Below are 22,046 nucleotides of genomic sequence, written 5' to 3' on the forward strand. Positions count from 1 at the left end.
GCGGGTTCATATATAAGTAAGCTAACGGAGCATTAGGATGAAAACAAAACGGCAGCACAAGCCACGTAATTTACATGCGATATCACCGCTGATGAATAAAGGCGGTGCCCATGGTAAAAGCCAAAAGGCTCAGCGTTCGGCGGATAAGTTGTCTTATCAGCAAGAATGGTTAGATTGGGAAACGGAACGGCTATCTGAACAGTGTTTGGGGAGTCTAAAAGAGACCGAGGGTGATACACCCTCGGATCACTATTGTTGTCGTTTGGCGAGCTAAGTCATGGCCGTTTTGCTATCGCTATTGATTAAGGCTTGAGTGCCGCCATCTCCGTCATATCGACCTCTGCAGAATAATCTACACCCGCCAAATCAAAACCATTCAGTGCCATGAAGTCATGCAGGTAGCCGTCAAAATCGGTTAACGCTTTAAAGTTATCTCCATTAATTGTTGGATAGATCTTGGCAATCTCTGCTTGCAGTGATGGTGCCAGTTCATAGTCATCCAAGCGTAATTGGCGATCTTCATCTAATACAGGCTGTTGTCCGGCACCTTTAGTGGCGAACAGGCGATAACATTGTTCGATACAACCCTCATGGGTGCCGTTGGCTTTCATCTGTTTCATCAGAAGTGCCAAGTACACGGACATGACCGGAATAAACACACTTGCTTTGGTAACCAGTGCTTTCGCCACCACAGGGTAGGCTATGCCGCCGACCGTCTGCTGTAACTGTTCATTGAGATGATTGGCGGTGGCATGCAGGTGTTCTTTGGCGACGCCGATGGTGCCAAAACGATACACTGGTGCCGACAGTTCGGGGCCGAGATAGCTAAATGCCAGCGTCTGTGCGCCGGGTGCAAGTAGATCGGCAGCCAGCAAGGCCTCAATCCATTCTTGCCACCCTTCACCGCCCATCACTTTGGTGGTGTGAGTGATCTCTTCGCTGGTGGCGGTTGGGATGGAGGTCCATTCTAACGCTTGGGCTTCAAGATTGATGGTGTTGCCTTCGACCGGTGCGCCTGTGGTTTTCAATACTGAGCGGAAGCTTTCTCCTGTGGCAGGAATATCTCGGCGTCCAGTGGCGAGTGAGTAGATAACCATATCTATCTGGCCAAAGTCCGCTTTCAGATCGGCGATCACTTTCTCCTGCACTTTGGGACTAAAGGCATCACCAATGGTGTTGGCCGCTTGCAGACCCGCGGCTTCGGCAGCCTGGCGGAAATAGCAGTTGTTATACCAACCTGCGGAACCAACGCCTTTTTCTGACGGCCCACGTTCAAAGGATACGCCATAGGTATCCGCGCCACCGCCAAAAGCTAATGCAACACGGGCTGCTAAGCCAAAACCAGAGGAGGCACCGAGGATTAATACTCGCTTGGGCGTGGTGATCGCTCCTTGGGCTCGCACATAATCGATCTGTGCCTGCAGTGCTTGCTGACAGCCAATAGGGTGACAGCTACGGGCAACGTTACCTGCAAGTTGTGGGGTGATAATCATGGTTATCTCCGGCATTAAAAGCTGATCCAAGCATATGCGGGCTTTGCTTATTTCGCCTAATTTAAACGGCGGGTGGGTCATCGAACCGCAATGCGAGCTATTCGTATTATCAAGGATTTGAATTATAAGAAAATATTATTACAGCGCATTGATCTGAAAAGCTATCCACCGGAGAATAAGACTATAGCGGTACAGAATAATGACAGGAGCTTAGCTGTGTTAGCGAAACCGATGATCGAAAAGCTGAACGAACAGATTAATCTGGAATTCTTTTCTTCTAACCTCTATCTGCAGATGAGTGCATGGTGTGAAGATAAGGGCTTTGAGGGTGCTGCTGAGTTTCTGCGGGAGCATGCTACCGAAGAGATGGAGCACATGAACCGTCTGTTTACCTATGTGAGTGAAACAGGTGCCATGCCTATCATTGGCGGCATTGCTTCACCGGCCCATGAGTTTGAATCGCTGAAAGATCTGTTTGAGAAGATCTATGAGCATGAGTGTTTAGTCACGAGCGCTATTAACGAGCTGGCTCACGTGGCCTTTACCAGTCATGACTACAGCACCTTTAACTTCCTGCAGTGGTATGTGGCAGAGCAGCATGAAGAAGAGAAGCTGTTTAAAGGTATTCTGGATAAAATCGATCTGCTGGATAACGATCGTAAGCTACTGTTCTTTATTGATAAAGATCTTCAGGCGATGGCCCGCGGTGGTAAGCCGGGTTCAATTATGGAACCGGGTGCTTAAACCGTATTTTGCGAAGAATGACGGAATGAAAAAAAGGAGCCATTGGGCTCCTTTTTTATGTTGGGGAATGTTCTTATCGACGTCTTAGCAAACGCATGACAAAGAGTGGCAACAGTGATAACCACCCTAAACTACTACTGCCACCAGAGTTTTCGATGACGATATCATCTTCACTTACTGGGAAATATTCTGGCTTCACGTAATGGCATGTCAGGGAGCCTGTTGCGGATGCCTGATCGTTAAATACCAAGTCGGAGAGGACAATACTTCCATTGTTCATGAACTGGTTGGTACCCTCATAATCAAAGGTGATCTGATGCGTACCTTCTGGCACCGCTACTGCTATTTGTTCAGCTTGGCATTCACCGTTCATTTGTAATACCACTGCGTCATCAAGCCGCACCTGAAGTCGACCATCGCCGCTGGCGGTTAAGCTTTGTGATGAAAATTGCAGTACGCCCGGCCCGGTTAGCTCGCCCTGAAGAAATTGAAAAGTTTCGATAATTTCAGGCACCATGATCCCGCGATCTTCGAATGCGCTCCAAGGGTACTTGCCGCCTGCTAACCAGCTTTGAAATTCACTCTGCCAATTCGCTATGCCTGGGATGTCGCCCATGGCAACGGTTGTGAGGCGAACGCCGGTATATGTGATACCTGAACTTAGTTCGATATCTAAAAAAGCGTTGCCGTAGCTGTTTTCGGGCTGTTGCGCCGCGATGGATACTTCACAACTCTTATTGGGGTTAAGCGTGCCGCAGTTATGGGAGATCAGTGTGACTGACGCATCGCCGCGGATCTCAATGGCGACAATATCTACCGCTTCAGTGGAGATATTGGTAATCAATTGTTGATGCTCTATCGTCGGTTGTTGTGCACTCAGTAACCATTGCTGGTCATCACCAACATCTAATATCCTATTTGGTGTCAGTTCCTCGCGAGTACTGTTTATCCAGTCCAGATGTAAGCCAAGGCGGGTAAACACACCCATGTAGTTGTAGCCGTGAGACACGAGGGCCGTGTAAATCATACCCTGATCCATCTCGATAAAGGCAGGTGTGCCGCTATCCCCTGGTGCAGGCCCTTTGGTTTGCTCTCCGCCACAGATGAAATTGCTGGCATCAAATCCTGCGGGTGCCTGGACGGCAGTCTGCTCATTGCAATCTGCTTCGCTAGCGATTGCGATCTCAGCGCCTTGCAGTTGATAGGCTGGGTCATAGCTTTCGTATCGAGTAGAGCCCAGCCCTAGTATGTGTAATGTCTCACCTGCGGTGATCAGGGCATCTTGTTCTGCCGTGATGATTTTGGCTGCGGGATAATTGTCAGGGGAACTAAACCAAGCAAGCTTATAGATGGCGAGATCGGCGGTGTAAAATTCTGATTCAAAGTCTGGATGAATTCTCACATCGGCCAGTCGGTAGCAGTTGTTTTCACTAGCATCACCTGATCCGCCGATACAAGCGACAGAATTTTCTACAGGTGCCAACGCCACACAGTGCGCTGCGGTTAGGATTAAGCCTTCGCCGATATAGGCGCCACCGCAGCGATGGTTAGAAAGAGAGTCGCTTTCTGTGCCTTCGATTTGGCGCAGGCTAACGGTATAAGGCCAATCTTGATCGCTCACCGTCTGGCCGCCAACCACGGCATGGCTATTGACACTGATCATGGCCAGTGCCGCCGGAATAATGTAGCGGAACATATATTTTACTTCCTTGTTTTCAACTAATTACAAGAGGTTCAGGGTAACATCTGAGTAGTGATAATTAATTTTTCTAATGATAATGTGTGATGGTCGTTCCCGCTTTTTACACTTACTCACATTTCTTATGCGTATGTCGGTTTTGAGCCTGTTTTAGGGCAGCCAACACAATGGGAGTTGATGCACCTGAGTGAATTTGATGACTCAATCGAACAGGCTGGGCTCAGTCAATAAGGATCGCTTGCAATATACCTGAGGTGAGGGAGGTGCCACCTTCGACCACATTGCCTTTGCCTTCTCTGGCGAGCTCCTTTAGATCCAAGGGCACTGACTCGTCGGTGTCGACAAACAGCACAGAGATACGGCTCTTTTTACTGCTGATGAAATTACGCGCCAGCTTCAATGTCGCCATACGCTCTTCTGGATAGCCAGGGGCATCGGTGATAATAACAATCATCCGCTGCTCCACTTCTTTGCGCCAGCGGCTGTTAACCGCCTGCTTTAATCCTGCAAAAAGCGCTTCGGGGGTATCGTCATTGCGGCCTTTACCGATGCCATGTCTTAGCTCAAGGGCATCCACGAAGCGTTTCAGCCGCTTGAAGTTGGCCGGTGAGTCAGAAATTTTTAGTAACGGCTGTACGGTCACGGGCGTACGGTATTGCCTGTCGCCATAAGCGACGATGCCAATGCCGATAGAAGAAGAAAGTTTGTCTGTGACCCTGACGAAGCTGACTATCTCACGTTTCAGCGCATTTAGCGCGCTGCCCATACTGCCAGTGACATCCAGCACCAGTACCAGATCGATATCCGGGAATTGGGTTTTTGCGCCGGGCAGAGGTTTTGGCTCTGGAACAGGAATTGGTGCGGGGGGTACAGGTGTGGGTGGTGTCGGTTCCGGTTTTTCCGCAAGCAGCCGGAGCGCTTCGGCTAACTGGGCTTGCAAGGCTTCTACGGCAGCCGCTTGTTCCTCCGTCGCGGCATTGGCATCGTCCAGTGCGACTTTCAGCGCTTCGGTGTCGGCGCTGTCACCAGTATGAGGGAAGTAGGGGAACAGCAGAATGGCGATGAGGATAAATGCCCCCATACCGGAGGCAAACAGATCCAGCGCCGACATACTGAAGATATTGATCTCGCGATTGCGGCGCTGCATTTGTGATTATCCCAGTGAGACCAGGAGTTTGACGTCCCCTATCTGTAACTGGCTATCGACTGCAACTGGCACTGGCTTGAAGGGTTGCAGCGGCTGGCCATTTACCCGTGTACCGTTGGTTGAGTTGAGATCTTCGACCATAAAGCCATTACTTTCACGGCTTATCCGCAGATGGCGACGGGATACGGAACTGTCGTCCAGTAGCAGGTCAACCAGCTGTGGATGACGGCCAATACTGCAACCTTTGCTGCCGTCAGCCAACAGTGATGAGGTCACCTGCAGGCAAACGCTATCGGAGTGGCCTTTGAAACCAGAGAGTACCAGACCACCACCATTGTTTGGTGTTGCGACTGCGGAGTGCTGGGCAATCTGCGTCGGCCCAGGTTGGTGGCTTGGCGTCGCTGCTGGTCGTTGTGGGGCAGAACCTCGAAAGCGTTGACTTAATGGCTCTACCACCTGATGTACAACCTGTGCCGCTTTCTGGCGATTACCTTTGACGGCGAGTAACAAAGTGATCACTAACAGCCCAGCCATAATAGACCCGGCCAACAACACGTTATCGATCAGCCAGTTGAGTTGTTTATCCCGTTCTCCTAGCTGTTCATCCATCTGCGTGCGAAGCTCTGCGGCCTTTAATTCCGCTTCTTTAGCGCGTTGCTCTGCCAGTTGTGCCGCTGACTTTGCGCTAAGAGCATCTTCTCTCGCTTTGGTATCAGTACCTGCACCACCACTGGTGTCACAGGTTGAAGTATCACGGGTAAAGCTGATCCCTTTGTTATTGAGAATGGCTGTTAGTTCAGAGGCATGGGAGGCCCAAAACGCGCCATGACCGGCTTGCGCTTTGATCGCCATGGTATTGGTACCGACCATTCGACCACAAGCATCTAATAATGGACCGCCACTGTTCCCTGGGTTTACCGCAGCGTCGTGCTGGACGATCTTTAAAGCGCGAGATCCGCCCCAAGAACCGGTGTAGACACGACTCACAGTGCCTTCGGTAGCGGTAGCTTGTACGGCAGCGTGTCCCCCTGGTGCTTGATCCGAGATCCCTGGATAGCCGAAGGCATACACCTGACTGGTTTTACCTAAGCTGCCATCATTGATCGCCACCGGATTACCCTGGATCCCACGAACTCGGATCACGGCCAGATCGAGCTGGGGTGAGTCGATGATCACCTCGGCTTCGATACGTTGTTCATCATTATGGGTGATGATGAACAGCTCGTCGTAATCTTCGATAACGTGGTGGTTAGTGGCGATGTAACCGTCATTATTCAGTAATGAGCCGGTACCTGTGGAGGTGCCATCACTCATCAAGTTGACGATCCGCACGACACCTCGTTCCAGCTCTTCAACACGCTTTAATGCGGCATTACTTGGCAGTGCTAATAGGCTTAACACGCTGGCTAAGAGCAAGGGAACTCGTAACTTCTGCATTTGGTTACGCCTTTCTTAATTCAAAAACCAACGTACCGAGCTGCACGCGATCACCGACATGAACCATGTGCGGTTGATGTGCGGTCAACGGGACACCGTTGACGCAAACGCCGTTGGTGGATGCCAGATCTTCCAGCATCAGTTGCTGGCTCACCCAGATTAAACGGGCATGTTGGCGTGAAACCTCACTATGGGTGACGACCAGTTCACTGGAGTTAGGGCTGCGACCGATCACCAGACCATCGACAGCCGCCCCAAGGCTGCTGCCTTGGATCCTGACAGCGAAACTGGCGGCTTCACCTTCGAGGCCAACCAACAATAGGTCAGGGACGCTGGCAAGTGCTTGTTCATGTGCAGCCTTTGCGGCCAGATTTTGTTGCGCCTGTTGTAACTCTTCCGCTGTCATCTGCTGCTGTTGCACCAGTTGGTTTGATTTACGCTTACGTAGCTGCAGCATGATGATCAGTGCCAACACGATGACACCGGCAACAATACCGCCGTAGATCAACCAAAGTTGTTGTTCTGCTTGTTTCGCAATGGCGGCGTCTAATGCCGCTTGTTGTTCGGTGAGTTGCACTTCTAGCTGTGCAGCGCGCTCGGCCGTTTCTGCAACGACCGCTTTTTGTGCGTCAATCTCAGCTCCTAATGCCGCCTTCTCTTCCGCGGTGGCATCTTTTAGTTGCTTCTGCTTCTCTTCCAGCTGAGCAAGTAGCTTCTTCGCTTCGGCGGCCTTTTTCGCTTCGGCTTCGCGCTGTTTTTGCAGGTCATTGCGCTCAGTTTCCAAAGCATCGAGCTCGGCACCTAAACTCTTTTCGGTTTCAGCCAGTTTCGATTCGGTGTCGGCCAGAGCTTCCGCGGCAAGCCGGGCTTGTTCCGCAGCCGACAAACAGATCTCTTTGGCTACCGTGGTGGTGGCGTAAGCTTTGCTCATCGCTTGTACTTGGGCGAGGGGAACACTAAAGCCGATCCCCTCTTTGCTGGTGAAAATACTGGCATCGGGATCAGGTACGTTGATGCCGATCAGTTCACCACAGTTGTTGACCAATGCACCGCCGTGAGAGTAATCAGTAAGTTTGACGTTGTGGCTGATATAACGCTGGCCACTGTCTTTGTCACTCACCAGTTCGGTGATACTGCCAATGCCAAAGTGAAAACTTGTTGGCTGTTCACGTTTGTCACTGCTTAGGCTTAAGGCGCCAACGGCTCTGCCCTGCTCTGATTGCTGGCGGGCAACAACCAATGCCGGCGCATTCAACCCCTCAACCTTGAGCAGCGTCAGTGCCAATTTGTCATCTTGATTGACGCGCACTGCCGCCAGTTCGGCACCACTGCTGTCCACCACAGCGAACCGCTGGCCTTTCTCCAGTGCATCGCTGCTGGTTACCACGTAGCCGGTCGCTAATACCACGGCAGTGGCTTCGGCTCTGGGCTCATCATGAAGATAAACTTTCAGTTTTAAGCTGCTATCTAACAGACCTTGGTGGGGAATGTCGGCACTCCAAGCCGCTGTTGACAGGAGAGAGATAAACATCGCGGTGAGCAGTCGTTTCATCATTATGCTTCCATTACTCGTTATTCTTCTTAGGCGCGTTCTCTTTTGGAGGCACGCTGTTGCTGGGCACCTTGAGGACGGCTTGTGGCTTATCTAGCGGGATCGCGTCATCAGCATCTTCCGGTACGGCTTGTTCCATTGCCTTATCTTCGAGCCCTTTTTCAGGGACGATCTCTGGCACTTCTGGTGCAACTTCGGGTGTGATTTCGATAGTTTCTGGCGCCACTAGCTCGGTGTCGGCTGCTGTTTCAGGTTCTATTATTGCCGGTGCTGTTAGCTGTGTTTCACTGGCTGGATCAGCGCAGATACCGTCAGAGGCATCACAATCTGGGGTGGGGGTCAGTAGCCACCAACCAAGTACAGCGGCAACAATCACCGCACCGACAGCGGGGAGAATTTTACTGCTGCTAGCTTGTTTATGTTGGTGTGGCGTGTTGGCACTGGCGGGGATCTCAGCGAGCACTGCCGTGGCATTGTCTTGTCCCGGCGCGTTGGCGGCATCAACAGCCGCCAGTAACCGGCGTACTCCGGCTGCTGGATCACTGCTTTGGGCAGACAACTGTTCGGCAATCGCCTTGTCCGACAGTGTTTGTACGCCATCGCTGGCCAACAATATCTGATCACCGGCTTGCAGCGGAACTGGCATTTTGGGTTGGTCGATGAGCGACAATTGATCGCCACATAAGGCGGATCGCAATGCGTTACGTCGACTGTCTTTGGCCAGCTCCTCTTCGGTCATTCGCCCCAGCTCTACTAAGCCTTGAAGCACGGGTAACATCGAATGATCTTCATTAAGCCGTTTTAACTCACCGTGACGAAGTAGCCACATCGGAGAGTCACCGACACTGACCCAGGTGATTGCTTGCTCGCTGATTAAAGCTGCCAGTAAGGTACACCCCATCCCTTCGTGACCTGGGTTGTTCGCGATATGCTCGGTGATCGCGCCATTGGCGGCATTGAGCGCATCCCGCAACATTACACTTGCGGGCGCGGGGGTTGAATTCTGATAGTGATTGAGAAAAGTCTCTTTCGCTAACAAGCTGGCGGTGTCGCCTGCGGCGTGACCGCCCATGCCGTCGGCTACCAACAGCAACATGTCGCCATCATCGTTAACCAACCAGTGACCGAAACTGTCTTCCTGGTAGTCTCGTGCGCCCTGTATCTGGGCGCCAGCCATCAAGGGCGTCAGCGCCATGGTTAAGCCTTCTCTTGCCAATCGAAGTCAGGGCCACACAGTGGCATGAATCGTAGCTCGGTAGCACCGATGATCAGTTCTACACCAGCAGTTAACTCGGTCGGTGTCAGCACGGGTGCTTCATTCATGTAGACCAAATTGGTGCCGCCACCATGCTGCAAATAGAACTTACGCCCTTTCGGATCGTAAGTGACCAGCGCATGTTGCTTACGGGAGATCTGGTCATCGCCAAAATCTAAGACAATCCGCTGATCGGCGTCGCGGCCAATAGCATTCACGCCATAACCCAGGCGCAACGCATTGCCCATGCCTGGACCGCCGGTGATCACTAGCCAACCGGCTAAGGGATCTGCCATGGCATCACTGCTTTGTTCTGCCGTTGCCGCAGCAGCTGCGGGTTGGGCTTCACCTGTTGATACCGGCGCGGCGGTGGTTGCACGACCAGGACGAAAGACACGGGTCTTAGGATCGCCGTCGGATGGGCTGGCTGCGGGTGGCACTTGCCCTTGAGGTGTGCGAGATGTCGGCGTATCCACATGTTGCCCTGCTAATGGTGCGGCGGGGGTGACGCCTGGTCGATTGACAGTGGTTGCCGCATCTAACGGACTGGCAGGGGTCGCTTGTGCTGGTTTGGGTGTTGAGCCTCTGACGACCTGAGTAGGCTGCTCTAGCGGATTGCTGGCCTGTTGGGTTGGGCTATCGATAATGCGACCATTTTGATCTCTGTAGACGGGCATGTTATTCCCCCTGACGTTCGTAAAGTCGGTTAATGAGGTTGTCCAGACAGTATTGTCCAGATAGGTTCAGAGCGCGCTCTTCGCGCCCTTGTGCAATGTGTGTTAACAGTACCAGCACGGCAGACATCACCAGAGCCAGTAACGTGGTGTAAAAAGCTAAACCTAAGCTAAGGGTCACCTGTTTCAGCAGCTCAGGGTCGTCAAACTTGGGCGCTGCACCGGCATCACTGAGGGCAAGCGCGATACCGACTACGGTACCGATAAAACCCAGCGTCGGGATCAGCCAACTGATGTAACGAACCACGTTGTATCTCAGGTCAATTTCATGTTGATAAAGTTCGAGGCTCGAATTGAAAATGGTGTTGGCTTGCGCCAGCGAACCGCTGCTTTGAAATTGCAAAATAACGCGGCGCAATAGTCGCGGCAAAAAACAGTGGGGGGCAATGGTTTGCAGGCGTTGATAGAGCGCGCCTAAATCGCGAGCTAACAACATCGTTTGCTGGTCTTCCGGTAACAACTTCATGACCAGCTGCTGCTGTTCTTCATTGGCAGCGGTTAAGCGGAACCAAAGCTCGGCAATGCCGATGGCAAACACGAGCCACATCACCACCGGGATGGTGAACGGAAACGGCAGTACTCTGCTTTCACGATCAAGCAACAGTGCCGCTGCATTACTGCCTGTTGGCAAGGCAAAGGAGAGCAGTAGTATAAGAACTACCGCTGCACACAGGCAGTAGAGCCAATACTCCTTGCGGTTCAAGAGTAAACTTCTCCGGTACCGGGGTGACGCTTAGGCCCACTGCCATTGAGTTGCTGTAACAACTGCTGCGCTGTGATGGTGATATTCCCCAAGCGTAGTGTTTGTTGCGGTTCAATAAAGCTTTGGACCAGCGGCTGCCACTGGCCATTATTATCAACGAAACTGCCGTTGGTGCTTTGGCAATCGGAAAGGTACAGTCGACCATCTGCGGCCTGTACCAATTCGGCGTGGCGTCCAGACACTGACGCGTCATTAACAACGATGTCGTTGTGAGCACTGCGGCCAATGCTATAGGCTCGAATCGCCATGGTTAAGCTCCTAAATCAATAGTTGTCGTAGACGTTAGCTTTCTTACCCGCTTCGTAGACTTCCTGGGAACCGCCTTTAAAGAAGCGGTTGCCGTTGACGGTGGGTGACGCTTCTTCATGAACATAGACACTGGGGTATGAGTTGTCGTCATCGTAGCCGACGTTATAGAACTTGTTGCCACGGTAGATGCCCTGAGCCTCTTCGCGAATGTTTATACCATTCCCGCCGATATTGCGCAGAGTGTTGTTTACGATGACCGGACTCGAGGTGTCGTATATCGTGAGTCCGAAGCCATCCACCTCATTCTCTTCAAACCGTGGACTGGCCGTGCCTTCGACCCAGAGTCCCCAGTCCGATAGCCCGGTCAAGCTACTCTTGCGAATAGTTGGTTGCGCTTGTTCTTTCACCAAAAACACGCGACCACCAGGGCTTTTCACATCGGTGCTAATAAAGGTCGGTGTTGATGTGCCAGCAATGGAGATGGCAAAGGATTCACCCGTGCCGCGGAGTACGTTGCCTTCGAAGCTGCCTTTTGCGGCATCACGAAGCAGGAAGTTATTGCTTTTATTGTCGGTAAAACGGTTGTTTTGTACCTTAGGGCTTGCGCGATCTTTGACCACAAACACGGGCTGCTCAAGGCCTTTAAAGTGGTTGTTGCGATAGAGTCCGCGGGTGTCACCGTAAGTGTTGACGGCATTCCATGGTGTGCCATGGAAGTAGTTGTCTGTGACCGTTGGATTGGCCGTGCCCTTCGCTGCCAAAATAGTAGAATGGCCGTTACTTAGGTCACAATTGGTGATCGTCGGCGAGCCACCAGTGATCCAGAGGGCATTTTGGTTATCTACTTTACCGGTATAACGTATGGTCAGATTGTCCAGAGTGGCATCGCCAGAGATGGTAAAGGTGTTGTCCGTGGTTGATGTCACCACGATCTGACTACGGTTACCGTCGCCTTTGAGCTTGATTTTTTTGCTTAAATTAAACGCGCCAGTGTAGGTGCCTGGGCGGATTAAGAGCGTGTCTCCGGATTTGGCTGCGGCAATGGCGGAAGCCAGGTTGCTGTAATCGCCTTTGCCGGAAGCATCTACGATGAAGCCGCCACGTTTTAGGGTGACTGTTGGCCCTGTATCCCCAGCTTTCGGCGTAAATTCATGCCAACCCGTATGTGTACGGTAGCCGGCTTTTTTCACTTCAACGCGGTATTTACCGGGCGCAAGCAACATACCATCGCTATAGGCTGGGCCAATATTTAAAATGCGCACCCTGGCATCAGCAGGCTGGCGTTTTACGGTAAAGGCGAATTCTGAAATTGCCGCGCTTAAGTTCACTGATGGTGAGCCATGCTCCTGATGATCTAGGGTCAGTGTGCTGCTTTCATAGCCGTCGGCTGACACCTTCACTTCATATTTGCCGTAGGGTAGCGTCATCCCTTTGCTGTATAAGCGACCGGTGCCTGTGAACACTACCTTGGCTGAGCTAGGATTTAGCGTGATCTGCAGCGGCCCTTTGTCGGCGGTCACTTTGGTTTTGCTTTCTTTGCCTGCGGTTTTGGTGTCAACGATTTGGCTTCCACCACCATTCACAATTGGTTTGAGCTGGCTTTGAGCAATGAAGTAACCACCGACGCCAACACTGATACCTACTAACAGGATCAGCAATGTTTTCATGGTGCCACCACTATTGCCAGGCGCGGGCTCAGGAGCCGGAGGCGGCGTTGGTTTGGCTGGCGATGGCTGGGCCGGTTGCGATGGTGTCGGAGACGCTGAGGGTGAACCCATGACCACGGTTGCCGCTGGATCTGATGGCTGCCCGTTGGGTTGGCCATAGGATGATGCTGGTTCACCGACTAAGCCCAATTTATGCTGCCAGAGTTCGACAGCTTGCGGACGCTGGTTCTCATTTACCTCGATCGCCCAATCGATACCGTCTAATAGTTCTGCCGGATATTCCCCTCGGCTAAGGGAGGTCGCTGATGGCATTCCTGGGCCACCCCGTGACGCGGTCAGTGAGCGACTCACAGCATCCATTAATTTGTCATCACCGAACCCGGTAACAGCGCGATAAGCAACCATGCCCAATGCGTAGATATCTGTCCATGGCCCCAACTGATCCATCGACTCGGCATACTGCTCAATAGGCGCATAGCCGGGGGTTAAGATCTGGGTAACACGGCCGGAGCGATTACCGATCGCTTGTCGGGCGGCACCAAAGTCGAGTAATACGGCACTGCCATCAGGGCGGATAATGATATTGCCCGGTTTGATGTCGCGGTGGATCATACCGGCTTGGTGTACCTGGCGCAGACCGCTGGTGAGGTCGGACAGCAGGCGTTGGATCTCGGCAGTGCTGAGCTTAGGCGTGGCTTGCAGCTTGTGGGAAAGGGTATCGCCCTCTTCATAATTCAGCACCATGTAAGCGGTGCCGTGCGCCTGGAAAAAGCGGTGTACATGGTTGACGTTAGGGTGAGTAAAGCGCGCCAATACCTGGGCTTCTTGCAGAAAGCGATCTAAGCCCCACTGGAAATCATCGGCATCTTGTTGGCTTTTGGGCGCAACAGTGTCGCCCGCACGGACAGCAAATTCGTTTGGCAAAAACTCTTTGATGGCAAAGATTTTATTAAGATAAACATCAACGGCTTTGTAGGTAATACCAAAACCACCGTGGCCAAGTATGCCTTCAATACGATAGTTATCGAGCTGGAAGCCATTGGGTAAGGCGTGAATATGATCCATGCTGTCGCGCAACCTTAACTTTAAAAATGATGAAAATCTGGATTAACTTTTCACTCAACGCATGTGACATGAGTATGGCCACTGACGGAATTGAAAAGGTTAATGTGATGTTAAATTGTTTGTATTTTGCGCTATCTATCACCGCTTTCCAATCGTTGGCGTTAGTTTTTTCTAACATTCAGCTTTTGCGCCACATCAATTATTTATAACCTGATTAGATATCAAGACGTTAGTCGATGCGTAATTTTGTGATCCCAACAGGCTGATTCGTAATGAATTGCCAATCAGCCTGGCGCTGACTTTGCCACTTAGCGTTTAACGACAGCCTGCGCCAACCGGGGCAATGCCGACGTCTTTTGACTTTCTGTCGGTTCTATCTGGCCGTTGGTGTCTGCAGTGAACCATTACCGCTCAGTGCAAAAGCTGCGTAAAATACGCGTTGAACAGCGTGCAGCGGCTTAACCTGCCCCTATGGCGATAATCGAGCAAACCCGATGATAGAGAATGTAGATGTAGTAGTAATTGGCGCTGGTGCGGCAGGCTTAATGTGCGCTGCCGAGACCGGCAAGCGTGGTCGCAGCGTGCGTTTGCTTGATCATGGCAAAAAAGCAGGGCGTAAGATCATTATCTCCGGCGGGGGGCGTTGTAATTTCACCAATATGTATGCTGAACCAGCCAACTACCTCAGCCAGAACCCTCATTTTTGTAAGTCTGCATTGGCGCAGTATACCCAATGGGATTTTATCGCCATGGTAGATAAGCACGGTATCGCCTACCACGAGAAAACTCTGGGGCAGCTGTTTTGCGATGATAGCGCCCATCAAATCGTCGATATGTTGCTAAAAGAGTGTGATGACGCCGGCGTGAAGGTGCAGCTGCGTACCGAGATCCTAGGCGTGGAAAAGTTGGATAACGGCTTTCTGGTGAAAACCAGCCAAGGAGAGTTGGCTTGCACATCGCTGGTGGTGGCCTGCGGTGGCCTGTCGATGCCTAAGTTAGGTGCCACGCCACTGGGTTATCAAATCGCTGAGCAATTTGGCCTTAACGTGTTGCCTACCCGGGCGGGCTTGGTGCCTTTCACCCTGCAACCAGAGCAGAAAGAGGTGTTGGCGGAATTAAGTGGTGTCAGTGTCGACAGCTATGCCACGGCTAAAGATGGCACCGGCTTTAAAGAAGCTCTGCTATTTACTCATCGCGGATTGTCTGGCCCTGCCGTGTTGCAGGTCAGCTCCTACTGGCAACCGGGCGAAGCGGTCACTTTTGATCTGTCGCCGCAAGAATCGCTGATTGATTGGCTATTGGAGCAGGCGAAAACTCAGCCGCAACTCACCCTCAAAAATGCGCTGGCGCGGAAATTCCCCAAAAGCATGGTCGAAGCCTGGATCAAACTGCATCAACTGCCGAACCCTGCCATCGGCCAACTCAGTAATAAACTGCGCGAACAATTAAACACCGTGCTGCATCAATGGCAGGTGATCCCCAGCGGCACCGAAGGCTATCGTACTGCCGAAGTCACCTTGGGCGGTGTGGATACCAACGGTTTGAGCTCCAAAACTATGGCAGCAAAAAACGTCGACGGCTTGTATTTTATCGGTGAAGTGGTGGATGTGACGGGCTGGCTCGGGGGCTTTAACTTCCAATGGGCATGGAGCTCCGGCTGGCTGGCGGGGCAGTATGCATAATTGTACGCAGGCCATAGTCTCTGGCATGGACAGCAAGTTGGCAGGCATACCATTGAATCAGATATTGTTTTAGCTGAATGAAGCCTAAGTACTCTTTAAGCCTTCTATTGCTATGTGCCCTCCTTGTCGGGGCGCTGGCTGTTGCATTGAAGCCGGACAGGTATCGTCATATCTTGCCTGATCAAGTCGTTCATTCGCTGCGCACTACCTACGAACTATTGATAGCTCAACTTCCCGTCGAAGAAGCGATTGAAGCGCCACAACCTGAGTTAATTGGGCAAACCGTATCGGCACCGGAACGAACCTTTTTAGGCCGAGGCGAAACGCGCCAAATTCCTTATCAGCGCCGTGGTGAATGTATTGATCAGACATTGGGAGAGGTGGCAAAGAAACCCACGCTAAGTGTATTTACCTGGGTGGATGACAATGGTGTGACTCACTATTCCGATAAGCGTGCTGGTGGTGGCGAAGCCAAACAGATCAAGTTGTCGACGGGTGATGAGATGGACTATTACCTGTTAGATCTCAAAACCCACGGTGTTCATAAGATGTTTAACGATCAGCTGCGGGCGCGTATCAAAAAGAGCTTTTTGTTTTATCGTTCGCTATTGGGTCAAGGCGAGTTGCGAAAGATCGCTGTGAATATGCAAGTGTTTGCCAACTCGGCGCACTATGCCGACTACCGTCGCTCTATCCAAGCCACTGTTGCCGCCGATGCGCCGGGGTTTTATTCGCCCAGCCGCAACGAGTCAGTCTTACTCTATTTAGGTGAGCAACAAACCACAGTAACGGCGGTGCATGAAGCCGTGCACTCCATCACTTCCGGGCTGATTGGCGAAACCGGGCCATGGTTAACGGAAGGGCTATCAGAATACTTGGAAAACTTGCAGGTTAAAATGCAGTATGCCGAGGTGAGCCCAAGCCCTGATTGGCGTTCGGAGCAGGTGCTCAGATTTAGTCCTGTGCCTCTGCATATTTTGCTAAACACAGCGCATCAAGAGTTTTACGGCAGCAGCAGTAAAGATTTCTATGGGACTAGCTGGGCATTTATCTACTTTCTGATGGACGATCCCACACGGGAGCAATGGCTTGCGCAACTGTTGCTGCAGGAAAAAGCGGATCGATGCGATGTCACGCTGGATATCGCGCAGCTTGAGCGAGTCACCGGGGTGCCGATCAGCCAGCTGCAACGCACTTTCAATCACTGGTTGAGAACGAACACGTTAACAGCACACCGTTATTGAGAGCCCTTTGCTTTTGCAATCTGTTTTGTCGTTCGACAGGTCACTTCGTTCTCATTACTTATCGTCACATTTGAGCGTCTATCTATTCCGCGCGAAGGTTCATCTAATGAAATCATTTGAATGGTAGGAGCTTTGTAAAATGGTGAGTTTTGGTAGTCCGCGTCAGACTGGTTTCACCTTGATAGAGTTGGTGGTGGTGATCATCATTCTGGGTATTCTTGCGGTTACGGCGGCGCCAAAATTTATCGCCCTGCAAGGTGACGCAAAAGCGAGTGCGGTGCAGGGGATAAAAGCAGCCATTGAGTCCTCTGCAGATTTCGTCTATTCGAAAGCGGCTATCGATAACGTCGAAAAAGAACTGCGAGATGTCACTATCGAATACAGTGGCACCGACATCGAAATTAAAGTCGGTTATCCGGAAGCGTATGGTGATAATGATGGTGGTCTTATCGACACGCTGGATTTAGATCCTGATCTGGAAGTCTGCTACGGCAGTGGCGACACCTGCAACCTGGACTCTAACTCCTCCAATGTTCGTATCGGTTATAACCTAGAAGACGACGCTAACCCTTGCTTTGTCCGTTATATAGAACCCCGAGGTACCGACGGTGTCGCCGACACCTACACCATCGTGGTGGATACCAGCGGCTGCTGATCTTAGTTCTGGTCTAACACGCCTCGAAGAAGGGCATCGAAAGGCTTAAAGGGCGCAATCTCTTTGAGTCTCTGCGAAAGTCACCTCCTTTGTTCCCCTTAAATAATTAACCCCCGCCGCCAAAAAAGTCATGATTAATTTTGTCGTGGAACAGGGATATTCGTATCAGTACATTACGCAGATTTTGCTGCTCTAATTCGGTGAGGTCGTTAATCGCTAATACGTCGTTGACCTTACGCAGGTCGGTGTATTCAACGATTTGATTCATAAAGCGCAGGTGCCAGATATGGTCGAAGATATAGACCATTTCGCGAAAAGTGTTTTGGTCTATCTCTTGTTTCGTGGCCAGCTGTTTTAGCCGGGTCATGGTGTTGGCTTCGCGGATATCGTGTTTTAACGCGTAGATGCGGCAGAAGATCTCCATCGGCCGCAGGCACTCTTTCAGGTTGACCGATGCCACGCCGTCATAGTTTTCTGTTTTGATCTGTTGCGAGGCGTTCAGCGGGACTTTGTAGGAGAGGCAGTTTTTGGCGTAGTTCGGCAGAAATGCATCGTTGCCGTGGCACTGCTCAACAATATGTTGCTGGATCTGATCGACCAGTGCGGCTTTGCCATAGGTGGCACGAATATCGAAGAACACATTCAGCTCCAGGATGGTGCTGGGGGTGGCGTTCTCTATCCACTCACTGAAGTTGGCCTGCCACTCCTCTACGGTTAAACACCATTGGTGGTTAGTGGCCATGATCAACCCTTCGCAATAGCTGTAGCCCGCCTGATTCAGTAAGCCACACACCCGTTCTGCCAGATGCAGAAAATATCGGCGCACCTGCTTTAGGCTGTCATTGTCATCCGGTGCCTCAAATACGATGCCGTTGTCTTGATCTGAAAACAGCGTCATGTCGTGGCGGGCGTTACTACCAAATGAGATAAAGGAGAAGGGCACTGGCGGCTCTCCCAACTCGATGATGGAGAGGTCGATAAAGCGGCAGATCGCGGCGTCATAAGCGCTGCCGATGGCACGGCGCAGATTGTCGGGGCGCGACCCTGCATCAATCATCTCTCGGACCAGTTCTGGCAACTGATTCAGCGATTCGACGACATGGCCCTGACTGTCGCTTTGTTCAATATCTTCGACGATACGGCTGGCTAGGCCCTGATAGTCGTTGACCTGTTTCACCAAGCCATAGGCGCCGCCATAGATTTTGCGGGTGATGGGACGAAACGAGATCACATGGCCATGTTTCTCGGAGAAAAACAGTTTGGTTGAGCTGAGAATAATATCGAGCGGCTTACCGCTTTTGGTTTGTAGCTGTGCTTCAAATTCGCCGGGCTCGGCGGCATGGCTAAATAACAGCGACAGGTGCTGTAATACGCGGGCGTTTTGTTGGTTGTCAGGAAAAAGTTGATGCCAGATATTGTCTGATTTTAGTTCGGCGTCGGTATAACCCACCATGCGATGCAGGCGGTTGTTTGAGTAGAGAATGTCGCCGTCAGCTTCGAGGATATAACCTTCGTTGGATGATTCGACTAATGCACGGTAGCGATCTTTGGCTTCATGCAGGGCGATCTCGGCGCGTCTTTTGCGGTTATCGATGGTACGGCTCTGGGTGATGATATACCCCATAAACGCGGTGAGTCCGAGGGTGATAAGGAAGAAGGTGGAGAACAGCGCGCGTTCAAGTTTATCGATCGCCTTTTGTACGTCATCAAAGTACACCCCGGTGCCGACTATCCATTGCCACTCTTCTACGCCATGGACATAACTGAGTTTCTTCGCGGTTTTGTCGGGATCATCTTTCCACTGCCAAAGGTACTTCAGGTAACCTTCCTGTTCCGCTTCGACTAGCTTGGTAAATTCAACAAAGATCTGCTTGCCGTTGGTGCTTTCGCTGTCGGTATAGTGGGTAAGATCCTGGCCTTTAAGATCTTGACGGTAGGGGTGCATCACCATGCGCGGGTGCATGTCGGTGATAAAGAAGTAGTCTTTATTCTGATCGCCGTAGCGCATTGCTTCAATTTCACTAGCGGCTTTACTTTGTGCCTGTGCCAAACTTAATTCCCCTTGTTGCTCAAGGGCGACATAGCTATCGACAATGCTCACGGCGGATGAGGTCAGCTCTTTGATCATCTGCCGTTTTTGCCCCTCCATCGAGTCCTCAACCAGCGGTACGATGAAAAATATAATGGCGGTGACAAACAGCAGAATGGCCAAGATGGTGGGCATGACGATGCGAAAACCAAAACTACTGACAAAGCTTTTACCGGGCAGGTCGTCATCGCGGATGCCGTTAAAGTAGTCGGCTAACTCATTGGCATCGAGTATCGCGCTTAGCTCTTCGGCATGGATCGCATCGTGATATTTTGCGGTGAAGGTGCCGTTTTCAAAGTCAGCACGAGAGGGCAGGTAGCCGTCGTAATCATCCTTGATGTGGGTTTCCACCACGTTCTTAATTTGGCTACGGGAGTACTTATCGCCAAACTCCTGATAGGCCTCTGCCAGTGCTTCTTTGCAGTGGCGAAAGCGGCGGTGATCGTAGGGGTCGTAATTCATTATCTTGCCTTGGCGCAGATAATGGTCAAAGCCATCATGATCGAAAAAGCCGTCGATCCATTTATGGATATCTTCCGCTCTGATACCAAACAGTTGCTCGGTGTGATCCGCATGTTCGGAAATTTTCATATCAATCCACTACTCAAGTCACTACGCATTCAGGTCAATAGCCCTTGGGTTGTCAGTATAACCACCACATGGGAAATGTGCGCGGCTTAGCATCTCGGCCAAGCCCCTTTCAAAATACAGAATTCAACTGCCCACAAAACAACCTAAATCAAAGTAGTTTCTTTTAGCACTCGTACACTGTGACAAATTTTTAACATTACAAGTTACATAGGGTTCACATTGCACCCTTTATCCCCAGCGGGGATAGCCAAGTAGCCATGAATTTCCTCCTTTAAAGCGAACAGGTTTTAAAGGTGTTCTGTAGCGTCTGGGATGTCGTCTCGTGCCGGTTGAAGATCGGCATACAGAGCGTAATTGGAGTATTTATGCGCCGCTCTACAGCCCCGCAAAAAGCATAGGAAGAAAGTAGATGTCGAAAGATAAACAGAAATTTTATCGGGACATGCGCCGCAAAGCGCAGGATTTCGAAAGCCGTGAAGAGTTTTTGAATCACGATCTTAAAATTATGAGCTTTCGTCGCTGGGGCATTCATTTGCCATTCCGCGACTACAGTATCGAGATTGAAGATTGGGTGCCTGCATTAGCGGCCACCATTGGTAAAGTTGTTATGGTGGCGGCCATGGTTGCCGCATTTGCTGCTGAGTTTGGTTTGTCGCCGGAGTTTGTGGCTGAAAACGTGCGCTATGAACTGCTTATCGCAGGTGCACTGTTCGTTATTCTGTTCTCTGCCATCCTGAACCCAAATGCCAACCTGGCGGGTACCCATGGCCCGATGATCCCGCTTATCCCGCTTATCGCAGCGGCCGGAGGGCATCCACTGGCACTGGGTATTATGGTGTGCGTGTTTGGTCTGATACTCGCCTATACCAAGGGGGGCTCGAAATTAATGACCCTCACCGGGGTCGGGGTCCGAGGGGGTCTGTTGATCTATCTCGGGGCATTTGGCCTGATGGGCCAGATTAACAAGACTGAGGCGTGGGCATCGTCGACGGATCAGGGCTATATCGGTTTCGCGGTGATTGGCGTAACCGTACTTGTTTATGCCTACCTGGCGAAAATTGGTAAGCGTTGGTTGGCGATCCCGCTGTGTTCTGCATTGGCTGGTATTGTTGCCTTTGGCCTTGGCGCAGACTTCGCGTTCTCTTCAGAGCCGGGTTTGCCCCACTTTAGTCCGCTCTACTGGTGGGGTGAAGATACCGGTTGGCAGTTGGGCTGGCCTTCCCTGAACCATTTTATTGCGGTAATGCCCTTTGCATTGCTGGCTGTGGCTATGTGGTCGCCGGACTATCTCGGTCACCGAGTGTTTCAGGAACTTAACTATCCAAAAGAAGCAAAAGGCGTACTGATGGATGTCGATGACACCATGGTCGGCGCTTCGATCCGTCAGGGTGTGGGTTCTTTCCTTGGAGGCGGTAATCTGGCGTCATCATGGGGTACCTATATGATCCCAGCGGCTATCGCCAAACGCCCCATTCCTGGCGGTGCGCTGTTGACCGGTATTCTGTGTATTCTTGCAGCAGTGCTGGGTTACCCAATGGATTTGGCAATGTGGGAGCCGGTACTGCGTGTGGCACTGATTGTGGGCGTATTCCTGCCGTTGCTGGAAGCGGGTATGCAGATGATCCACAAACATAAAGATTCTTTGAGTGCAGGTATCTGTATTTTCGCTTGTGCCTTTGTTAACCCGGTATTCGGTTGGGCGACCACCATGCTGTTGGACAACATGGGGCTGATTGGTGATCACGAGCGTGCCAAAGAGCTGTCAGCGAAAGATAAGTATCTGATCCCTGGTTTGGCCTTTGTGGTTTGTGTTGGCTCTCTGGCCGTCGTTGGTCAGTTGCCAGGTATTCCGGCGCTGATTGGTAACTAGAGCGCAATATTAATGCGTTAACTAGTTCACTTTGAATGGTGACCTTGAGGGCAGTCTTTGACTGCCCTTTTTTATGGTGCGCCGAACATGGCGCTGATGTTTAATCCTTG

Annotated in this window: 17 protein-coding genes; 6 read left to right on the forward strand and 11 right to left on the reverse strand. The window is 51.4% G+C overall.

Features of this window, described 5'->3' with window-relative positions:
* Window positions 1–37 precede the first annotated feature (37 nt).
* Window positions 38–274 carry a hypothetical protein gene (locus EXY25_RS11000; protein ID WP_130566815.1) on the forward strand — a complete coding sequence of 79 codons (237 nt, stop codon included), beginning with the start codon at window positions 38–40 and terminating at the stop codon, window positions 272–274.
* 28 nt (window positions 275–302) lie between these two features.
* Here the strand turns inward: EXY25_RS11000 and fabV are convergent, their stop codons facing one another.
* Window positions 303–1,493, reverse strand: a complete 1,191-nt coding sequence (gene fabV, locus EXY25_RS11005; RefSeq protein ID WP_130566816.1) for an enoyl-ACP reductase FabV — start codon at window positions 1,491–1,493, stop codon at window positions 303–305.
* A 216-nt stretch (window positions 1,494–1,709) separates the two neighbouring features.
* Here fabV and ftnA point away from each other — a divergent pair, with 216 nt between their 5' ends.
* Window positions 1,710–2,237: a non-heme ferritin gene (gene ftnA, locus EXY25_RS11010; protein ID WP_114337760.1), complete on the forward strand. Its 528-nt coding sequence runs from the start codon at window positions 1,710–1,712 to the stop codon at window positions 2,235–2,237.
* 73 nt (window positions 2,238–2,310) lie between these two features.
* On the opposite strand, the gene EXY25_RS11015 is transcribed toward ftnA, so the two are convergent.
* The 9 genes from EXY25_RS11015 to EXY25_RS11055 all read right to left on the reverse strand — a co-directional run bounded on the left by EXY25_RS11015 (window position 2,311) and on the right by EXY25_RS11055 (window position 13,805).
* Window positions 2,311–3,933, reverse strand: coding sequence for a S1 family peptidase (locus EXY25_RS11015; protein ID WP_130566817.1), 1,623 nt, complete (start codon window positions 3,931–3,933; stop codon window positions 2,311–2,313).
* A 223-nt stretch (window positions 3,934–4,156) separates the two neighbouring features.
* Window positions 4,157–5,083 (reverse strand): vWA domain-containing protein, encoded by a 927-nt coding sequence (locus EXY25_RS11020; RefSeq protein WP_130566818.1) that lies wholly within the window; start codon window positions 5,081–5,083, stop codon window positions 4,157–4,159.
* Window positions 5,084–5,089: 6 nt separating this feature from the next.
* The gene (locus EXY25_RS11025) at window positions 5,090–6,520 is read right to left on the reverse strand and encodes a trypsin-like peptidase domain-containing protein (RefSeq protein ID WP_130566819.1); all 1,431 of its coding nucleotides are present in this window, start codon (window positions 6,518–6,520) and stop codon (window positions 5,090–5,092) included.
* A gap of 4 nt (window positions 6,521–6,524) precedes the next feature.
* Window positions 6,525–8,075, reverse strand: a complete 1,551-nt coding sequence (locus EXY25_RS11030; protein ID WP_130566820.1) for an FHA domain-containing protein — start codon at window positions 8,073–8,075, stop codon at window positions 6,525–6,527.
* Between the two features lie 10 nt (window positions 8,076–8,085).
* Window positions 8,086–9,267 (reverse strand): PP2C family protein-serine/threonine phosphatase, encoded by a 1,182-nt coding sequence (locus tag EXY25_RS11035; RefSeq protein ID WP_130566821.1) that lies wholly within the window; start codon window positions 9,265–9,267, stop codon window positions 8,086–8,088.
* A 2-nt stretch (window positions 9,268–9,269) separates the two neighbouring features.
* Window positions 9,270–10,004, reverse strand: a complete 735-nt coding sequence (locus tag EXY25_RS18815; RefSeq protein WP_207232154.1) for an FHA domain-containing protein — start codon at window positions 10,002–10,004, stop codon at window positions 9,270–9,272.
* A gap of 1 nt (window position 10,005) precedes the next feature.
* Window positions 10,006–10,764 (reverse strand): MotA/TolQ/ExbB proton channel family protein, encoded by a 759-nt coding sequence (locus EXY25_RS11045; protein WP_114337521.1) that lies wholly within the window; start codon window positions 10,762–10,764, stop codon window positions 10,006–10,008.
* The gene (locus EXY25_RS11050) at window positions 10,761–11,072 is read right to left on the reverse strand and encodes an FHA domain-containing protein (protein ID WP_114337522.1); all 312 of its coding nucleotides are present in this window, start codon (window positions 11,070–11,072) and stop codon (window positions 10,761–10,763) included. Before EXY25_RS11050 ends, EXY25_RS11045 begins: the two co-directional genes overlap by 4 nt.
* Before the next feature lie 15 nt (window positions 11,073–11,087).
* Window positions 11,088–13,805: a protein kinase domain-containing protein gene (locus EXY25_RS11055; protein ID WP_130566822.1), complete on the reverse strand. Its 2,718-nt coding sequence runs from the start codon at window positions 13,803–13,805 to the stop codon at window positions 11,088–11,090.
* 497 nt (window positions 13,806–14,302) lie between these two features.
* Here EXY25_RS11055 and EXY25_RS11060 point away from each other — a divergent pair, with 497 nt between their 5' ends.
* From EXY25_RS11060 to EXY25_RS18955, 3 genes are all read left to right on the forward strand, one after another.
* Complete coding sequence (locus EXY25_RS11060) at window positions 14,303–15,487, forward strand: BaiN/RdsA family NAD(P)/FAD-dependent oxidoreductase (RefSeq protein WP_165419347.1); 1,185 nt, start codon at window positions 14,303–14,305, stop codon at window positions 15,485–15,487.
* Window positions 15,488–15,564: 77 nt separating this feature from the next.
* Entirely contained in the window at window positions 15,565–16,731 is a 1,167-nt protein-coding gene (locus EXY25_RS11065) for a DUF4124 domain-containing protein (protein ID WP_130566824.1), read from the forward strand.
* 139 nt (window positions 16,732–16,870) lie between these two features.
* Window positions 16,871–17,386, forward strand: coding sequence for a type II secretion system protein (locus tag EXY25_RS18955; RefSeq protein WP_130566825.1), 516 nt, complete (start codon window positions 16,871–16,873; stop codon window positions 17,384–17,386).
* Window positions 17,387–17,492: 106 nt separating this feature from the next.
* Here the strand turns inward: EXY25_RS18955 and EXY25_RS11075 are convergent, their stop codons facing one another.
* Window positions 17,493–20,066 (reverse strand): DUF294 nucleotidyltransferase-like domain-containing protein, encoded by a 2,574-nt coding sequence (locus tag EXY25_RS11075; RefSeq protein WP_130566826.1) that lies wholly within the window; start codon window positions 20,064–20,066, stop codon window positions 17,493–17,495.
* Window positions 20,067–20,475: 409 nt separating this feature from the next.
* Between EXY25_RS11075 and EXY25_RS11080 the strand changes: the two genes are divergently transcribed.
* Complete coding sequence (locus tag EXY25_RS11080; RefSeq protein ID WP_114337531.1) at window positions 20,476–21,936, forward strand: DUF3360 family protein; 1,461 nt, start codon at window positions 20,476–20,478, stop codon at window positions 21,934–21,936.
* Window positions 21,937–22,046 lie beyond the last annotated feature (110 nt).

It is taken from the genome of Corallincola spongiicola (assembly GCF_004284785.1).
GTDB lineage: Bacteria > Pseudomonadota > Gammaproteobacteria > Enterobacterales > Neiellaceae > Corallincola > Corallincola holothuriorum.

What these genes read in the sequence shown, in the direction of transcription:
- EXY25_RS11000 (WP_130566815.1), top strand. Translation starts at nt 38, where the DNA reads ATGAAAACAAAACGGCAGCACAAGCCACGTAATTTACATGCGATATCA.
- fabV (WP_130566816.1), bottom strand. Translation starts at nt 1,493, where the DNA reads ATGATTATCACCCCACAACTTGCAGGTAACGTTGCCCGTAGCTGTCAC.
- EXY25_RS11015 (WP_130566817.1), bottom strand. Translation starts at nt 3,933, where the DNA reads ATGTTCCGCTACATTATTCCGGCGGCACTGGCCATGATCAGTGTCAAT.
- EXY25_RS11020 (WP_130566818.1), bottom strand. Translation starts at nt 5,083, where the DNA reads ATGCAGCGCCGCAATCGCGAGATCAATATCTTCAGTATGTCGGCGCTG.
- EXY25_RS11025 (WP_130566819.1), bottom strand. Translation starts at nt 6,520, where the DNA reads ATGCAGAAGTTACGAGTTCCCTTGCTCTTAGCCAGCGTGTTAAGCCTA.
- EXY25_RS11030 (WP_130566820.1), bottom strand. Translation starts at nt 8,075, where the DNA reads ATGATGAAACGACTGCTCACCGCGATGTTTATCTCTCTCCTGTCAACA.
- EXY25_RS11035 (WP_130566821.1), bottom strand. Translation starts at nt 9,267, where the DNA reads ATGGCGCTGACGCCCTTGATGGCTGGCGCCCAGATACAGGGCGCACGA.
- EXY25_RS18815 (WP_207232154.1), bottom strand. Translation starts at nt 10,004, where the DNA reads ATGCCCGTCTACAGAGATCAAAATGGTCGCATTATCGATAGCCCAACC.
- EXY25_RS11050 (WP_114337522.1), bottom strand. Translation starts at nt 11,072, where the DNA reads ATGGCGATTCGAGCCTATAGCATTGGCCGCAGTGCTCACAACGACATC.
- EXY25_RS11055 (WP_130566822.1), bottom strand. Translation starts at nt 13,805, where the DNA reads ATGGATCATATTCACGCCTTACCCAATGGCTTCCAGCTCGATAACTAT.
- EXY25_RS11065 (WP_130566824.1), top strand. Translation starts at nt 15,565, where the DNA reads ATGAAGCCTAAGTACTCTTTAAGCCTTCTATTGCTATGTGCCCTCCTT.
- EXY25_RS18955 (WP_130566825.1), top strand. Translation starts at nt 16,871, where the DNA reads ATGGTGAGTTTTGGTAGTCCGCGTCAGACTGGTTTCACCTTGATAGAG.
- EXY25_RS11075 (WP_130566826.1), bottom strand. Translation starts at nt 20,066, where the DNA reads ATGAAAATTTCCGAACATGCGGATCACACCGAGCAACTGTTTGGTATC.
- EXY25_RS11080 (WP_114337531.1), top strand. Translation starts at nt 20,476, where the DNA reads ATGTCGAAAGATAAACAGAAATTTTATCGGGACATGCGCCGCAAAGCG.